Source organism: Streptomyces sp. NBC_01474 (assembly GCF_035918215.1).
GTDB classification, from domain to species: Bacteria; Actinomycetota; Actinomycetes; order Streptomycetales; family Streptomycetaceae; genus Streptomyces; species Streptomyces aureus.
The window spans coordinates 7,709,187-7,725,192 of the sequence record NZ_CP109449.1; the positions used below are offsets into that span (position 1 = coordinate 7,709,187).

General features: G+C 68.9%; 15 protein-coding genes. 10 read left to right on the plus strand and 5 right to left on the minus strand.

What is annotated here, in order from left to right; genetic code table 11:
- Positions 1-2 precede the first annotated feature (2 nt).
- The 5 genes from sufC to OG758_RS35145 all read left to right on the plus strand — a co-directional run bounded on the left by sufC (position 3) and on the right by OG758_RS35145 (position 4,381).
- Entirely contained in the window at positions 3-767 is a 765-nt protein-coding gene (gene sufC, locus OG758_RS35125) for a Fe-S cluster assembly ATPase SufC (protein ID WP_100592409.1), read from the plus strand.
- A complete protein-coding gene (locus OG758_RS35130) occupies positions 764-2,020 on the plus strand; it encodes a cysteine desulfurase (RefSeq protein ID WP_100592410.1) in 1,257 nt (418 codons plus the stop codon). The genes sufC and OG758_RS35130 overlap by 4 nt, the downstream gene beginning before the upstream one ends.
- A 16-nt stretch (positions 2,021-2,036) precedes the next feature.
- Positions 2,037-2,498, plus strand: coding sequence for a Fe-S cluster assembly sulfur transfer protein SufU (gene sufU / locus OG758_RS35135; protein WP_100592411.1), 462 nt, complete (start codon positions 2,037-2,039; stop codon positions 2,496-2,498).
- Positions 2,495-2,827, plus strand: coding sequence for a metal-sulfur cluster assembly factor (locus OG758_RS35140; protein WP_100592412.1), 333 nt, complete (start codon positions 2,495-2,497; stop codon positions 2,825-2,827). The genes sufU and OG758_RS35140 overlap by 4 nt, the downstream gene beginning before the upstream one ends.
- Before the next feature lie 159 nt (positions 2,828-2,986).
- Positions 2,987-4,381, plus strand: coding sequence for a hypothetical protein (locus tag OG758_RS35145; protein WP_326713592.1), 1,395 nt, complete (start codon positions 2,987-2,989; stop codon positions 4,379-4,381).
- Between the two features lie 76 nt (positions 4,382-4,457).
- On the opposite strand, the gene OG758_RS35150 is transcribed toward OG758_RS35145, so the two are convergent.
- A complete protein-coding gene (locus OG758_RS35150) occupies positions 4,458-5,537 on the minus strand; it encodes a DUF7847 domain-containing protein (RefSeq protein ID WP_326713593.1) in 1,080 nt (359 codons plus the stop codon).
- A 112-nt stretch (positions 5,538-5,649) separates the two neighbouring features.
- On the opposite strand from OG758_RS35150, the gene OG758_RS35155 reads away from it, so the two are divergent.
- Genes OG758_RS35155 through dapD form a run of 3 tightly spaced genes read left to right on the plus strand, consistent with a single transcriptional unit; the run spans position 5,650 to position 7,631 of the window.
- Positions 5,650-5,970, plus strand: a complete 321-nt coding sequence (locus OG758_RS35155) for a DMT family transporter (protein ID WP_116502752.1) — start codon at positions 5,650-5,652, stop codon at positions 5,968-5,970.
- Positions 5,970-6,575 carry a TetR/AcrR family transcriptional regulator gene (locus tag OG758_RS35160; protein ID WP_326713594.1) on the plus strand — a complete coding sequence of 202 codons (606 nt, stop codon included), beginning with the start codon at positions 5,970-5,972 and terminating at the stop codon, positions 6,573-6,575. The genes OG758_RS35155 and OG758_RS35160 overlap by 1 nt, the downstream gene beginning before the upstream one ends.
- Positions 6,576-6,629: 54 nt before the next feature.
- Positions 6,630-7,631 carry a 2,3,4,5-tetrahydropyridine-2,6-dicarboxylate N-succinyltransferase gene (gene dapD / locus OG758_RS35165; RefSeq protein WP_326713595.1) on the plus strand — a complete coding sequence of 334 codons (1,002 nt, stop codon included), beginning with the start codon at positions 6,630-6,632 and terminating at the stop codon, positions 7,629-7,631.
- Between the two features lie 308 nt (positions 7,632-7,939).
- On the opposite strand, the gene OG758_RS35170 is transcribed toward dapD, so the two are convergent.
- From OG758_RS35170 to OG758_RS35180, 3 genes are all read right to left on the minus strand, one after another.
- Positions 7,940-9,070 (minus strand): catalase family protein, encoded by a 1,131-nt coding sequence (locus OG758_RS35170; protein WP_326713596.1) that lies wholly within the window; start codon positions 9,068-9,070, stop codon positions 7,940-7,942.
- 56 nt (positions 9,071-9,126) lie between these two features.
- The gene (locus tag OG758_RS35175) at positions 9,127-10,479 is read right to left on the minus strand and encodes a Dyp-type peroxidase (RefSeq protein WP_326713597.1); all 1,353 of its coding nucleotides are present in this window, start codon (positions 10,477-10,479) and stop codon (positions 9,127-9,129) included.
- Between the two features lie 114 nt (positions 10,480-10,593).
- Positions 10,594-11,181 (minus strand): hypothetical protein, encoded by a 588-nt coding sequence (locus tag OG758_RS35180; RefSeq protein WP_326713598.1) that lies wholly within the window; start codon positions 11,179-11,181, stop codon positions 10,594-10,596.
- Between the two features lie 788 nt (positions 11,182-11,969).
- Here OG758_RS35180 and OG758_RS35185 point away from each other — a divergent pair.
- A complete protein-coding gene (locus tag OG758_RS35185) occupies positions 11,970-12,647 on the plus strand; it encodes a GAP family protein (RefSeq protein WP_326713599.1) in 678 nt (225 codons plus the stop codon).
- Positions 12,648-12,905: 258 nt separating this feature from the next.
- On the opposite strand, the gene OG758_RS35190 is transcribed toward OG758_RS35185, so the two are convergent.
- Positions 12,906-13,067, minus strand: a complete 162-nt coding sequence (locus tag OG758_RS35190; RefSeq protein WP_326713600.1) for a hypothetical protein — start codon at positions 13,065-13,067, stop codon at positions 12,906-12,908.
- Between the two features lie 317 nt (positions 13,068-13,384).
- Here OG758_RS35190 and OG758_RS35195 point away from each other — a divergent pair, with 317 nt between their 5' ends.
- Complete coding sequence (locus OG758_RS35195) at positions 13,385-15,520, plus strand: SpoIIE family protein phosphatase (RefSeq protein WP_326716140.1); 2,136 nt, start codon at positions 13,385-13,387, stop codon at positions 15,518-15,520.
- Positions 15,521-16,006 lie beyond the last annotated feature (486 nt).

Here is a 16,006-nt window from a genome sequence, read left to right on the forward strand (position 1 = left end):
CCATGGCAACGCTTGAAATCAAGGACCTGCACGTCACCGTCGAGGCCGACAACTCCACCAAGGAGATCCTCAAGGGCGTCGACCTGACCGTGAAGCAGGGCGAGACGCACGCCATCATGGGCCCGAACGGCTCCGGCAAGTCGACCCTCGCCTACTCCATCGCGGGTCACCCCAAGTACACGATCACCCAGGGCACCGTCACCCTCGACGGCGAGGACGTCCTCGAGATGTCCGTCGACGAGCGCGCCCGCGCCGGCATGTTCCTCGCCATGCAGTACCCGGTCGAGGTCCCCGGCGTCTCGGTCTCCAACTTCCTGCGCACCTCGGCCACCGCGATCCGCGGCGAGGCCCCCAAGCTGCGCACGTGGGTCAAGGAGGTCAAGACCGCGATGGAGCAGCTCCAGATGGACCCTGCCTTCGCCGAGCGCAACGTGAACGAGGGCTTCTCCGGCGGTGAGAAGAAGCGCCACGAGATCCTCCAGATGGAGCTCCTCAAGCCGAAGATCGCGATCCTCGACGAGACCGACTCCGGCCTCGACGTCGACGCGCTGCGCCAGGTCTCCGAGGGCGTCAACCGCGTCCGCGAGACCGGCGAGGTCGGCACCCTGCTGATCACGCACTACACGCGCATCCTGCGCTACATCAAGCCGGACTTCGTCCACGTCTTCTCGCAGGGCAGGATCGTCGAGTCCGGCGGCCCCGAGCTCGCCGACAAGCTCGAGGCCGAGGGCTACGAGGCATACACGAAGGGCGGCGCATCCGCGTGACACAGCTGCCGGGCCTCCTCGACACCGAGGCGATCCGCAAGGACTTCCCGATCCTCGACCGGGTACTTCACGACGGCAAGAAGCTCGTGTACCTGGACAACGCGGCGACCTCGCAGACGCCGCGCCAGGTCATCGACACGCTCAGTGAGTACTACGAACAGCACAACGCCAACGTCCACCGGGGCGTGCACGTGCTCGCCGAGGAGGCCACGGCGCTGTACGAAGGTGCGCGTGACAAGGTCGCGGCCTTCATCAACGCGCCGAGCCGCGACGAGGTCATCTTCACCAAGAACGCCTCCGAGTCGCTCAACCTCGTGGCGAACATGCTGGGCTGGGCCGACGAGCCCTACCGCGTGGACCACGAGACCGAGATCGTCATCACGGAGATGGAGCACCACTCCAACATCGTGCCGTGGCAGCTGCTCTCGCAGCGCACCGGCGCGAAGCTGCGGTGGTTCGGGCTGACCGACGACGGCCGCCTCGACCTCTCCAACATCGACGAGATCATCACCGAGAAGACGAAGATCGTCTCGTTCGTCCTCGTCTCGAACATCCTGGGCACCCTCAACCCGGTCGAGGCCATAGTGCGCCGCGCCCAGGAGGTCGGCGCCCTCGTCCTCATCGACGCGTCCCAGGCCGCGCCGCACATGGTGCTCGACGTGCAGGCGCTGCAGGCCGACTTCGTGGCCTTCACCGGCCACAAGATGTGCGGCCCGACGGGCATCGGCGTCCTGTGGGGACGCCAGGAGCTCCTCGAGGACCTGCCGCCCTTCCTGGGCGGTGGCGAGATGATCGAGACCGTCTCCATGCACTCGTCGACGTACGCGCCGGCGCCGCACAAGTTCGAGGCGGGTACGCCCCCGATCGCCCAGGCCGTCGGCCTCGGCGCGGCCGTGGACTATCTGACCTCGATCGGCATGGACAAGATCGCCCAGCATGAGCACGCGATCACCGAGTACGCGGTGAAGCGGCTGCTCGAGGTCCCGGACCTGCGGATCATCGGTCCCACCACGGCCGAGGACCGCGGCGCCGCGATCTCGTTCACGCTCGGTGACATCCACCCGCACGACGTGGGCCAGGTCCTGGACGAGGAAGGCATCGCGGTCCGTGTGGGTCACCACTGCGCCCGCCCCGTCTGCCTGCGCTACGGAATTCCTGCGACCACGCGAGCGTCGTTCTATCTGTACTCCACGCCCGGCGAGATCGACGCGCTGATCGACGGCCTGGAGCACGTACGGAACTTCTTCGGCTGAGGGGCTGGCTGGGAACGTGAAGCTGGATTCGATGTACCAGGACGTCATCCTGGACCACTACAAGCACCCGCACGGGCGCGGTCTGCGCGATGGCGACGCCGAGGTGCACCACGTCAATCCGACGTGCGGCGACGAGATCACGCTGCGCGTGAAGTACGACGGCTCGACGATCAGTGACGTCTCGTACGAGGGCCAGGGCTGCTCGATCAGCCAGGCTTCGGCCTCTGTTCTGAACGAGCTGCTCGTCGGCAAGGACCTGGCCGAGGCACAGAAGATCCAGGAGACCTTCCTGGAGCTGATGCAGTCGCGGGGCAGGATCGAGCCCGACGACGCGATGGAGGAGGTGCTGGAGGACGCGGTCGCGTTCGCCGGTGTCTCCAAGTACCCGGCCCGTGTGAAGTGCGCCCTCCTGAGCTGGATGGCGTGGAAGGACGCGACGGCCCAGGCGCTGGACGGCGCGGAGAGGAAGACGGCATGAGCGAGACTGTGACCACCAAGCCGGCGTCCGAGGAAGAGGTCCGCGAGGCCCTCTACGACGTCGTCGACCCGGAGCTGGGCATCGACGTCGTCAACCTCGGCCTGATTTACGGCATCCACATCGACGACGCGAACATCGCCACGATCGACATGACGCTGACGTCCGCGGCCTGCCCGCTGACCGACGTCATCGAGGACCAGGCGAAGTCGGCCACCGACGGCATCGTGAACGAGCTCCGGATCAACTGGGTCTGGATGCCGCCGTGGGGCCCGGACAAGATCACCGACGAGGGCCGCGAGCAGCTGCGCGCGCTCGGCTTCAACGTCTGATCGGTCCTCCCCGGTCTGCCATACCTGTACGGCCCCCTGTGCTCCCGGCACGGGGGGCCGTGCTGTGTGCTGTTCGCCCCCAGGACGCGGGGCGTACGCCCGTAGTTGGCCCGGGTGGCCGAAGGTTCTCCTCGACACCCGCCCCGATGAGAGGCCCTCATGCAGCACTCCCTTTCCCCGTTCCGCCGCAGAGCCGTCGCCGTCACGGGCGGAGTGCTCACGCTGGCCCTCGCGGGCCTCAACAGTCCGGCGGGCGCCGCGAGTTACGGGACTCCGACGATCGCGCTCTCCGCCGAGTACGTCTCAGGGGCGGTCGGCGCCACGGGCGACCCGGTCGTGACCGTGACCGTCGGCCAGAGCGGTGCCGACGCGTCGGCGCTGACCGTGGCCGCGTCCGCGAGCACCAAGTCGTCCGTCGCCGGGACGGGGAACGTCACCGTCACCGGGTCGGGGGCCACCCGGCAGGTGTCCGTCGCCGCGCAGGGCCGGGGCTACACCGACCTCACCCTCAAGGTGACCGGCGTGGACGGCAAGACCGCCACCAAGACGCTCCACTACGCCGCCTCGGCCGCCGTGCAACAGGGCCCCGACACCCGCTATCTCACCGGTTCCAGTGACGCGTCCGCAGCCGTCGACGCGGGCGGCGGCTACGTCCTGGTCGCCGACGACGAGTCCAACGTCCTGCGCCTGTACAACGGTTCGGTCTCCGGCGCGCCCGTGAAGACCTGGGACTTCAGCGGGCAGCTCGGGGTGTCCAAGGAGGTCGACATCGAGGGCGCCACGCGCGTCGGCGACACCGTCTACTGGATCGGCTCCCTCGGCAACAACAAGGACGGCGAGTACAAGTCGCCCCGGAACACGGTCTTCACGACCACCGTGAGCGGCAGCGGGGCCTCGACGCAGCTGTCGTACGGCAAGGCGTACAAGAAGCTGCGGGACGACCTGGTCGCCTGGGACGAGGCGAACGGGGACCGCTACGGGTTCGCCGCCGGCACCGAGGACGGGCAGGTGCCCAAGCAGGTCGACGGGTTCAACGTCGAGGGCCTCGAATTCGCGCCCGGGTCGACCAGTACCGCGTACATCGGGTTCCGCGCGCCGCTCGTGCCGCCGAAGGACGGGGGCCGGGCGCTCATCGTGCCCGTCACCAACTTCGACAAGGTCGTGGCGAGCGGCACGAAGCCCGTGTTCGGGACGCCCATCGAGCTGGACCTGGGCGGGCTCTCCGTGCGCGACATCCGCAAGAACGCCGCGAACCAGTACCTGATCGTGGCCGGCAGCTGGGCCGCCGACGACAACTCCGACCCGTACGCCCTGTACCAGTGGGACGGCGTGGCCGGACACGCTCCGGTCAAGCGGATGGACCTGCCGACCAGCGACCCCGGCGGCTGGGAGGCCGTGGTGAGCGTGCCCGACCTGAGCCAGTCCGGCGCCCGCGCGCAGCTCCTGACCGACAACGGCTCCGCCGACCTCTACGGCGACGGCACCGAGGCCAAGGACCTCACGCACCCGGAGTGGAAGAAGTCCAGGGCCGCCTGGTTCGGCGTCACCAACTAGTCCGTGGGCAGGGCGAGGACGGCACGTGGGCCGTGCTCGCCCTACCCCGAGGACAAGGGTCCTCAGCCGCCCGAGGCTAGGCGTCCGACCGGGACGCGAGCTCCAGCGTGTGGGCGAGACCCTCCCTGCGGATGCGCTGGTCGATGTAGAGCAGCGCGGTGACCAGTGGCAGGAACACCGAACTCACCAGCTGTACAAGCAGGTTGCAAATCATGGACAGGGCCATGACGAAGCCCAGCTTCGGCAGCATCGCCTCGAACACGTCGGACGCGCTCTGACCCGGCTGGTACGCCTGCGGAGTCGCGTCGGGCATCGCGACCTGGAGCGGCACCCGCACCGCGAGCGACACCACCATCATGATCGCGCCGGCCAGCAGCGAGATGCCGAACGTGCGCCACCAGGCGCCCCGCACCAGGCGCGCCGAGCGGCGCAGCGCCTGGATCGGTCCCGCCTCCTCGAGCGTGGCGGCCGCCGGACCGAACAGGAACAGGGTGTAGACCCAGACCACGAGCGGCGCGGTCACCGCCAGGAGCAGGAACAGCATGCCGACCGGCGCGACCGACTGTGTGATGAGCATGATGAAGATCGACACGAAGAGCGCCACGGCCAGGCCCGCCGGGATCAGCGCGATCAGGCCCATCAGGAGGCCCACGCCGAGCACCGAAGGGGTGCGGGACCAGGCGCGCCGCCACACCGCCCCGAAGCGCGCGGGACGGCCCAGCACCGCCTCGCGCAGCACCACGGTGCACGCGGACTGGATGAACGCCGTGCCGACCGTGAGTGTCAGCATGCCGACGGCCCACACCACGCCGAACGCGGTGAACACCGGCCGCGCGTGGCTCCACTCGAACTCGGTGTGCCGGTCCAGGAGCGCCCGCACGTCGTCGGAGACGGCCGCGTAGGCGAGTGCCAGCGCGCCCGCCATGAGCGCGGCGAGCACCACGTAGACGATGAGGACGGTGCCGAACAGCGGCTTCGCGTAGCGGCGCATCGTGGTGAAGGCGCCGCCGAGTATCCGGTCGGCGCCGAGCGGGGCGAGCGGGATGACGCCCGGCTGCGGCGGGGGCGGCGGCGGGGTCCACGCACCGCCCCAGCCGTAGCCGCCCGGTCCGTATCCGGGTCCCTGACCCGGCCCCTGTCCCCACATGTCCGTCATCTCGCCGCACTCCCGGGAGTAGTTCGTCCCTGTGGCCCCCCACAGTGATCGCGACACGATAGCCCGACCGCACTATGTACGCGCGTACACAACGTTGCGTACCCTCGTACACATGGGATACGTACTGCTCTCCGGCGCCATCGCGGCGGAAGTGGCCGCCACCACCGCCATGAAATACAGCGAGGGATTCAGCAGGCTCTGGCCCTCCCTGATCACCGTCTCCGGCTATCTGATCGCGTTCGCGCTGCTCGCCCAGACACTGAAGACCGTGCAGGTCGGGACCGCGTACGCGATCTGGGCCGGCGTCGGCACGGCCGTCATCGCCGGGATAGGCATGCTCTTCCTCGGCGAGGCGATGACCGCGGCCCGGCTCGCGGGCATCGCCCTGGTCATCGGCGGCGTGGTGCTGCTCAACCTGGGCGGCGCCCACTGATGGCGCGGCGCTACGACCCCGAACGGCGGCAGCGCATCATCGACGCCGCGATCCGCGTGGTGGGCGAGAAGGGCATCGGCGGGCTCAGCCACCGCAGCGTCGCCGCCGCGGCCGATGTGCCGCTCGGCTCGACGACGTACCACTTCAAGACCCTCGACGAACTGCTGGTCGCCACGCTGCGCCAGGCCAATGAGGGGTTCGCGAAAGCCCTGGCCGGCAGCGCCGTCTTCGAGGCGCCGCGCGCCCGGCTCGCGGCCGTGCTCGCCGCGGTCCTCGGCGAGTGGCTCGCCGGTGAGCGCACCGGCGTCGAGCTCGAGTACGAGCTGTATCTCGCCGCCCTGCGCAGGCCCGCGCTGCGGCCGGTCGCCGCCGAGTGGGGCGAGGACGTCGCCGAAGAACTCGCGCGTCACACGGACCCGGTCACGGCCCGCGCGCTGGTCGCCCTGATGGACGGAATCTGCCTCCAGGTGCTGCTCACGGACGCCGTCTACGAGGAGGAGTACGCGCGCGACGTGCTCGCGCGGGTCATCGACGGAGCCGCGGGTGGCCGGGCGGAGGGTGCCGCGGCCGACCGGCCGGGCGAAGGCGGCGCGCCCGGCACCTGAGACACCGGCCGTACCGGTTCGCCCCCGCGGCGCACCTCCGGTTAGGTTTCACCCATGTCTGACTCTCCCGCCAGCACCACCGCTCAGCGCACCACCGGCGCCGTCGCCGCAGGCCTCGCCACGCTCACCGCCGACGGCACCGTCCTCGACACCTGGTTCCCCGCCCCGTCCCTCCAGGACGAGCCCGGGCCGGCCGGCACCGAGCGGCTCTCCGCCGAGCGCGCCGCCGAACTGCTCGGCGAGGGCGCCGCGAATGCCATCGGCTCCGACGCCCGCCGCGGTGTGGAGACCGTCGCCGTGCGCACGGTCATCGCCTCGCTCGACGACAAGCCGCTCGACGCGCACGACGCCTACCTGCGCCTCCACCTGCTGTCCCACCGGCTGGTCAAGCCGCACGGGCAGAACCTGGACGGCGTCTTCGGCCTCCTCGCCAACGTCGCCTGGACCTCGCTCGGCCCGGTCGCCGTCGACGACGTCGAGAAGGTCCGCCTCAACGCCCGCGCCGAGGGCCTGCACCTCGCCGTGACGTCCATCGACAAGTTCCCCCGCATGACGGACTACGTCGCGCCGAAGGGCGTCCGCATCGCCGACGCCGACCGCGTCCGCCTCGGCGCGCACCTCGCCGAGGGCACCACCGTCATGCACGAGGGCTTCGTCAACTTCAACGCCGGCACGCTCGGCACGTCGATGGTCGAGGGCCGCATCTCCGCCGGTGTCGTCGTCGGCAACGGCTCCGACATCGGCGGCGGCGCCTCCACCATGGGCACGCTCTCCGGCGGCGGCAACGTCCGCATCACGATCGGCGAGCGCTGCCTCGTCGGCGCGGAGGCGGGCGTCGGCATCGCCCTGGGCGACGAGTGCGTCGTCGAGGCCGGTCTCTACGTCACCGCCGGTACGCGCGTCACGATGCCCGACGGCGAGATCGTCAAGGCCCGTGACCTGTCCGGCGCTTCGAACATCCTTTTCCGCCGCAACTCGGTCACCGGCGCCGTCGAGGCCCGCCCGAACAACGCGGTGTGGGGCGGCCTGAACGAGGTACTGCACAGCCACAACTGATCACAGGCGGCCGTGACGTGCGGCCGCCTGATCGATCAATGCTCTGACCTGCCGCTGAGCTGTCGGCAGTTGTCGACGTTGGTCATCGTCGAGCGCCCTTCCACGGCCCTAGGACGGCCCGGGAGGGCGCTCCGCGCATCGGCGAAGACACCTGCTCTATGTGGATCAGTCAGCGACGGTCATAGCGATCGCAGTAAGGCCCTACAGGGTGATTGCTGGATATGTCCGGCAGCCGAGGTTGCTGTACTTCCGTGCTGTACAGCAGGAATTCTGACCGGGGTGGGCGCGTGCCGTCACATCGGTCGGCTTCATTGGGCCGGGCCGAGTACCTCGTCGGCGCTGCGGGGCTCTGTACGCGGCTGTTGGTTGAGCTTGTGGCGCTCGATGGAGGATCGCCGGTAGACCTCCTTACGGGCCCGCATGATGTTGCCCAGGGGTGCGTGTTCGGCGGTGACCCGCCAGGGCGTGAAGGACAGTGAGTCCATCTTCTCCAGGTTTTCCGGGCCGGAGATGTCCTGCTGCGGCAGCCGCAGTCTGGCCACGGTGACGGACGGCGAGAGCTGCTCGGGCCACTCCACGGTGGTGTCCTCCACTGGCATGCGCTCCAGGTCGGTGCAGAGTTGGACCTGGATGTCGAAGGCGTAGGGCCGCTCCTGCAGCTCGGCTTTCAAGGCCGGTCGGAAGACCTCCTGCGCGGAGGCCGGGTCGAGGGTGCGCCGGACCACCGCGGCGGCGAAGGACGGATCGGGGGTGATGCGTACCTTGGCGATGTAGTCCCCGTGCCGGACCGCGCCCATCGTCCAGTAGCTCGACAGCAGCAGGTTCGCCGGAGGGGTCTTTGACAGGCGCAGGAAGGCGAGGAACTCGTCCCACGCCCAGTTGTCCTGGTCCAGCGTTCCCTTTCCGGTCACGAACTCGGTGAAGAAGCGACGCGCACCGGGTCGGCCCTGGGAGAAGTAGGCCGGCGCGTTCAGGAACAATTCCTGGATGAACAGGTAGTGCTCGATTGTGTTGCAGAAGAAGATGGGCCCGTTGATGTTGGCGTAGTCGAATGTGCCCGTGTCCGGTTCGTCTTCCAGCAGGGTCGGGCCGGGGATGTCGAAGATCTTCAGCGCCAGCCCGGTGGCGGCGCCCAGTCGCGCGTCGGCTCCCGCGTGAGGCGAGCCGTTGGAGAAGCGGATGAGCGCATCGTGAGTTCCCGGAGTCGCATAGATTCCCTGGGCGTACTCGGGCGGAAGCCCGTCCAGGATCTCCACTTCCCCTCTGACCAGCCCGTAGCCCTTGGCATGGGCGTCGCGGAGGGCCCGGCCGGTGCCACCGGCCTTGACCGAATCGGCGATGTAGCTCTCGGTCTTCTCGATCACCGTCTGCAGGTTGCGTTCGAAGTTCGGGTCATCGTCTTCGACATCAGGCGTGTAGGGGACGAACTGTGTTGCCATGACTGCGACCTCTCCTCGGAGACCGTGGTGGGACCTCAGGGGGGCGGCAATTGCCGTCAGTCCTCCAGTTCGGCAAGCCAGCGCAGGGCGCGCAGACCCGGCACGAAGCAGTACTCACCGCCCCGGGTGACCACGAAGCTCGGCAGATTCTGCAGACGGCGCCGGACCGGCCTCTCCGGGATGGTGACGCTGCCGGTTCCGCTGTGATGCCCGGCCACCGGGTCCTTCTCGCCGGGATAGCCGATGAAGTTGCCGTCGTTGACCCATTCGGCCTTGATGAACTCGAACTGCCGTTCCAGGTGGGCCCCCAGGAAGACTCCGACCAGGCCCCGGTCGGCGCCGTCGTCCTCCAGGACGCCCTCCGGTAGCGGTGGGCCGTAGGTGGTGCCGCGGCGGACGAGGCGGTGCATCCGTGCGTCGCCGATGATGGTGGAATCGCGGGGGTTGACGCGCCGGATGTGCGCACCGGCGGGGCACCGGAAGCCGCGATCGTCGTTCTCCCGGTACAGAAAATTGTTGACGCGGTGCGGATCGGCCGCCAGCTCCGGATCATCGTGCTCCGGCGCCAGCGTCAGCGGCGCCCCGCTGGGCCAGCGCCCGACCATCTTCGCCGCCAGGAGTGCCTCCTCCTCGGCACCGGAGCTGTTCGCGCTCAGGTACCGGCGCCAGGCCGCCACGTTGGTGTGGACCTTGCGAACGGCCGCGTAGGTCCCGTTGCGCCCCAGCACATCGGGGCTGGGCATGGGCGGCAGATTGCCGGTTTCGTCGGGGTAGCCGAGGATGAACTCGCCCGCCTTGATGGGGGCTTCCTGCGGGTTCGAGCCGGGCAGTCCGACGCCCTCGATATTCGGATGGCTGATGCCGTCGCGGAATCCGAAGGTGGTTCGCCCGGTCGGGAGCTGGTGAACATCCTGCTGCCAGATGACCTGGACACCGGGCGTGTCCTCGTAGGCGACGCGGGCCCGCTCCAGCTCCTTGTCCAGCTGCGCCGCATCGGAGGAGAGAGCGCTCAACGCGATATGAACATCGCCCGTTCCAAACGGCGCCTCCCAGTGGGCCGGGGCGCTCTCGCCCACATCGCCGATCAGCTCCGCCCGAGCGGCCATGCCCTCACGAAACGCCCGCGGAAAGCTGTCCAGCGACTCCTGGGGCAACCCCAGGGCCCTCAGCCCCTGGTAGGTGAGCGCCACAGCCACCCAGGCATCCTGGCTCGGGTCCACGCCAGGCAGACCGCTCGCCGTCACCGGAAGCAGCCGCCGCAGCAGGGCGCGCCCGGCGTGGCGGTCATCGACCCGCAGGAAGACGAACTTTCCCTCGTACGGCACGGGCCGTGGACGCAGTGCCCCGCTTTGGACGTCGTCGATCTCGACGCGCACGCTGGCTGCGCTGCTGCTTGCCGTCGTGTTCATGCTCGCTTGTGCCTCCATATCGGCCTCTGCATGGGCAGACCTGCAGCGGCCGACCCGCGTCCGTCGCCGTCCACCGATGCTGGTCTAGCTCTGAGGGTCGGGTGCGTCCGACTGCTAGACCGCGGCTTCCTCCAGCAGCTTCTGAAAGGCCGGCGTGCCCACCAGCGCCGCGTTGGCCGGGTCATCCAGCATCGCCCGGAATTCGGCGGTGTCCAGCACCGCCTGGAACGCGTCGTCCACGCGCTGGTCCTTGTAGATCTGCTGAACGGTCAGATCGGGATACGCGCTGACGAAGACGCCCGCGGGCTCCTGGTGGGCGAGGAACCAGTCCTTGACCCCTGGATCTTTGATGCCGGGGAACCCTTCGCTGTGTGAGAAGACCTTGTCGAAGCGTTCCCCGACTACCGTCTTGGCGAAGTCGTCGATGTAGGTGTCCCAGGAGCCGTCGAAGACGCTGGCAAACATGAACCTGGTGTCGTTGTCGAAAATGACGTGCCGTGCGTCATGCAGCGTGCCGATCTGGTGCAGCGCCGCATGGACATTCTCGTCATTCGCCGCGTCGCTGAGCCAGGTGAGATCCTCACGCAACGCATCGGCCTCGCCCGGCTTGATCTTGGTGAAAACGGTGAACTCGTTACTGACCCCATCCGTCCTGCCCGGGTGCTCAGGGTGAGCCGGCTGGGTTGCATCTGTCGCAGCCATCGCGAGGTCCTCCTGCCACAGATCGACGCGAGGGTCGCCAAGCGCTCAGACATGAGGCGCCATCGCCCTCACCTTCAATCCTTACTCCGCACGCACCGCCTCGCACTCCCGGCCATGGGGCATGTGATCACCCGTGGGCGGATTCTCGCGACGCTCCGCCACAGCGGGATCCAGCCTGAATGACTTCACGATCCCCCCGCGATGGGGGGCTACGGTCCGTGCTCGATAGACCGTAGGGCCGTACCTCGTCCGTCACGATGCCGAGGAAGAAGGCCGCCTCGGCCGCCGACTTGCCGTCCAGTTCCGGGAAGGCAGCAACGCGGGTGATCAGGCAACGGCCAGGGTCCCCTCGTCCTGAGGAGCTCCCGAGGACAGATCCGGAAAGGCGCAGGAAGATGGAATCGGGACGTGCCGACCACGTCGTCGTCACGCTCTCGGGCAGCCGCTTCAGCGTGGCCATGGAGACAGCGGCGCAGCCGACCGCGCGACAACCCGTCGCTCCGCCCAGGCGCCGTCCAAGCTGCACCGCAAGCGGACGTGAGCGGTCGTAAGCGACGAGGCGGTCCGCAGTGAAATGTCCGGGAAAGGCGCCGGAGAGGTGCTGACCGCCGAGGGAATCCGCCGTTCAGAACGGCCGCGTCGGGAGAGACCGCGGCCCACGGCCCAGGGTCCGTCTGCAGACCCGGGCACGTCCACGGCAGGCCCACGATGGGCGCAGGGCCGTCAGGGGCACCCACCCGAGCGTTGCTCAACCGGATCGCCGCCCTGATCCCCTTCTGGAGGCAACCATGGGCGCAGTTCTCGGTGACGTGCTGGGTTTTGCGGCCGCCGTCGCGATCAGCCCGCTCCCGATCATCGCAATCATCCTCATCCTGGCGACGCCTCGGGGACGCCTCAACGGACTCCTCTTCACCGTCGGCTGGATTCTGGGACTCTCGGCGCTGGGGGCGGTGATGCTGGCGATCGCTTCCCCCGCTGGTGCCTCCGCCCACAATCAGCCGGCCACCTGGGTGGGAGCCGTCAAGCTCGCTCTGGGCGTGTTCCTCGTCCTCTTCGGCGCCCGGCTGTGGCACCGGCGTCCGAGAGATCCCTCGCAAGCCCAGCTGCCGAAATGGATGGGCGCGATAGACCGCCTCACGCCGGTCAAGGTCTTCGGACTCGGACTGGCCCTGGCCGCGCTCAACGCCAAGAACGCCCCGTTGACCATCGCCGCGGCCGCCTCCATCGGCTCAGCCGGACTGCCGGTCGGGCAGCAGATCGCTTCGCTGGCCGTCTTCGTCCTGATCGCCACCCTCGGCCTGCTGGCCCCACTGGGAGTCTTCCTGCTCGGGGGAGAGCGAGCGAAGACCACGCTGGGCAACTGGAAAGACTGGGCCGCGCAGCACAACGTCGCCGTCATGGCGGTCCTGTTCTTCGTCCTCGGGGTGAAACTGCTCGGAGACGGCATCGGCATCCTCACCTCCTGACGGGCTTGCCCACGCGTGACGGTGTGCTCCGATCACAGACGTGCAACAGAGAAGGTCGGTGGGGAAGGGAACGGTCCTGACAACCGTCGTGGCAGCGACGTCACCGTGGGTTCAAATCCCACACCCACCGCACGTGAAAGGCCCCTGACCAGGTAGCTCGGTCATGAGCCTTTCTCATGAGCGTTGTCCGTCAGCGACCGCTGTTCCCTGCTGTCTCCGACCGAACGGGCACGGGAGGGGCGCGTCGACCGGCCATCGCTAGACGGCGAGCAGCCCGGCGAGCGTCAGAGCCGCCACCGCAAAGAAGACCCGCGGCTTCCTCCAGCCCGGTCCCGAAGCCTGGCGGGTCAGCTCCCAGATGCCCACCAGACCGCCACTGAGGCCCAGCGTGCTCCGCAGCAGGAAAGCGGTGGTGTTCACAGGGAGCCTCCGGGGACCTTCGAACGGACGGGAAGGCTACCCCTGGTGGTGGTCGCGTGGATGACCAGCCCTGGTTCGGCAGACCCGTCCCCGTATGCGGATGGGGCCTGACCTGCGGAGACGCTGACCTGTGGTTGAGCTGCCAGGTCCCTCAACGCGGGTGGCGGGAGCGAAGCGCCGTAGGAACACCACCCGTCTGGTGGTCCGCAGTCGTGCTGGGGGCTGTTCGGGTACCCGACGTGGCGTGGCCGTCTATCGGCACGCCGCGCCGGGCAATCTGGGTGGTGGAGGTGATCTTTGTGGCGGACAAGGACCCGATGCGCCGAACGCCGGAGGGTGGGGACGCGGTGGACCGGGTGGGTGGGGCGATCTTGGATGCCTTGTTCACCCGGTCGCCGGTGGGGCTGCACGTTCTGGATACGGGGCTGCGGGTTGTGCGGGTCAACTCCGCCGCGCGGAGCATGCGTGGTGTGTCGGTCGAAGGTCTGGTCGGATTGCATTTCGCCGAGGCGTATGCCGGCCTGTCCGCGCCCGACGAGGTGGAGGAAATGCTCCGTGGAGTGCTGGAAAGCGGTGTGCCCGTGCGCGAGTATCTGGTCCGCGCGCGGATGGCTTCCGAACAGGGGCGGGAAGGAATCGGGTCGGTGTCGGTGTTCCGCCTCCAGGACCCGCAAGGGACGGTCCTGGGACTGACTGTCACGGTGGTCGACGTCACGGAACAGGAACAGGCGCGTGCCCGGAAGCGTGTCCTGAACACCGTGCGCGAGCGTGTGGGACGGACTCTGGACGTGATCGCCACCTGCCAGGAGCTGGTGGAGACCTTGGTGCCCGGCTTTGCCGACATCGCCATGGTGGACATCGTGGATGCCGTGGTACACGGCGAGGAGTCCCCGACAGGGCCACTGGCTCAGGATGTTGCCCTGCGCCGTGCCGCCTACCGCGCCCGCGACGGCCTGAAGGCACAGGACCATCCGGTGAGTGACGTGCGGAGTCTCAACTTGCTGACCCCCTACGCGCAGGCCATGAGCGACTTTCGTCCCCGCCTCGTGCCCGTGAGTCCCGGCATCCCGTGGCTCGACGCCGCCAGGGCCGGCGGGGTCCGCGCAGTCGGAGCGCACACGCTCATCGTGGCGCCGCTGGTTCTGCGCGGAACGGCCCTGGGAGTGCTGAGCCTCATCCGCGCCGGCGGGTCCGATCCGTACAACGAGGACGATGTCGGCCTTGCTGCCGATGTGGCCTCCCACACCGCCCTGTGCATCGACAACGCCCGCCGGTTCACCCGCGAGTACACCATCGCCGCGACAGTCCAGCGCCACCAGTTCCCCCGCTGTCCCGCCTCACACAGCACTGTCGAAACCGCCCACCTGCACGTGCTCGGAGCCGGCGGCGGGGGAGGCTGGTTCGACACGATTCCCTTGTCCGGCGCCCGCACCGCCCTGGTCGTCGGAGAGGTCACCGGCCGCGGCATCCAAACCGCCACCACCATGGGACAACTGCGCACCGTCATCCGCTCTCTGGCCGCACTGGACCTGCAACCCGACGAGCTCCTCGCACGCCTCAACGACACCGCGGCCTTCCTGGCAGCGGAGCGCGCGGCTCGGCACCCCAGCGACCCCCTGCACCCGCAACCGCTCTCCGCGAACTGCGTCTACGCGGTCTACGACCCGGTCACCCGCACATGCACCTTCGCACGGGCCGGGCACACCACACCCGTGATCATCCGCCCCGACAGCAGCACCGAGGTCCCGGACAGCACCCCAGGGCCGCTCCTGGGCAGCGCGGAAGGTCCCCCCTTCGCCGCCACCACCACCGACGTCCCCCACGGCAGCATCCTCGCCCTCTACACCCCCGCGATCCTGCCCACACCCCCCGTCGATTCCGACGGTGCCCCCGCGCGCCTGCACGACGTCCTCGCTCAACCCGGCCGGCCCCTCGAGCACCTGTGCAACGACATCCTCTACACCCTGCGCAACAAGGACCGCCCCGGCGACGCCGTCCTCCTCCTCGCCCGCACCCGGCCCTTCGCCGCCCACTCCCTGGCCACCTGGCTCCTCGACCACGACACCACAGCAGCCGCCACCGCCCGCGGGCACACCCGCCGGACACTCGCAGACTGGAACGTGAACGAAGACACCGCTTACGCGGCCGAACTGATCGTCAGCGAACTCGTCACCAACGCGATCCGCTACGGCACCCCACCCCTGCAGCTACGCCTCATCAAGAACCGCACCCTCACCTGCGAAGTCCACGACGACAGTGCTACTTCCCCCCGCCTGCGCCACGCCCGCACGGTCGACGAAGGGGGGCGGGGCCTGTTCATCGTCGCTCAACTCGCCCAAAGCTGGGGCACCCGCTACACCACCGAAGGCAAGACGGTCTGGAGCGAACAGACCCTCCCCACTCCGGCCTCCCCACACTCTGAGCCGACGCCGAGTCCGTCCAATAGACGGTGATCGGTCCAGGCCGGGCATGATGCGAAGCCGCATGGACGGGTGGATGCAGAGGTCATCGACAGCGGCCACAACGTCCGTTTCGCTCCTGGACGCGGGGGAGAGATCAAGGCCCTGAGCGAGTGCCTCGGTCACCGCGACCCGAGCTTCACACTCCGCACGTACACGCGCCTGATGCCGAACAGCGAGGCTCGCACCCGGGCCGCCGTGGATCGGGTCTTCCGGAACCCGGGGGACACCGACGAGGGCCCTGAGGCGGCCCAATGGGCAGCATGCCCCCGTGACCTGTACGTTCCTCAGAACAGCCACAACTGACGCACCCCGCAAGCGAAGTGGCCCGCACCGGCGTCCGGTGCGGGCCACTCGCGTCATGCCTCGCACAACTCCCGCGCATTTCTCGCGCACGCAGGCATAGCGAGGGGCCGCCGCGCGCGTCACAAGGAACAGCACGGGGGCACCAGGGCCGCCCGACGGGGAAGAGAAGGTGAC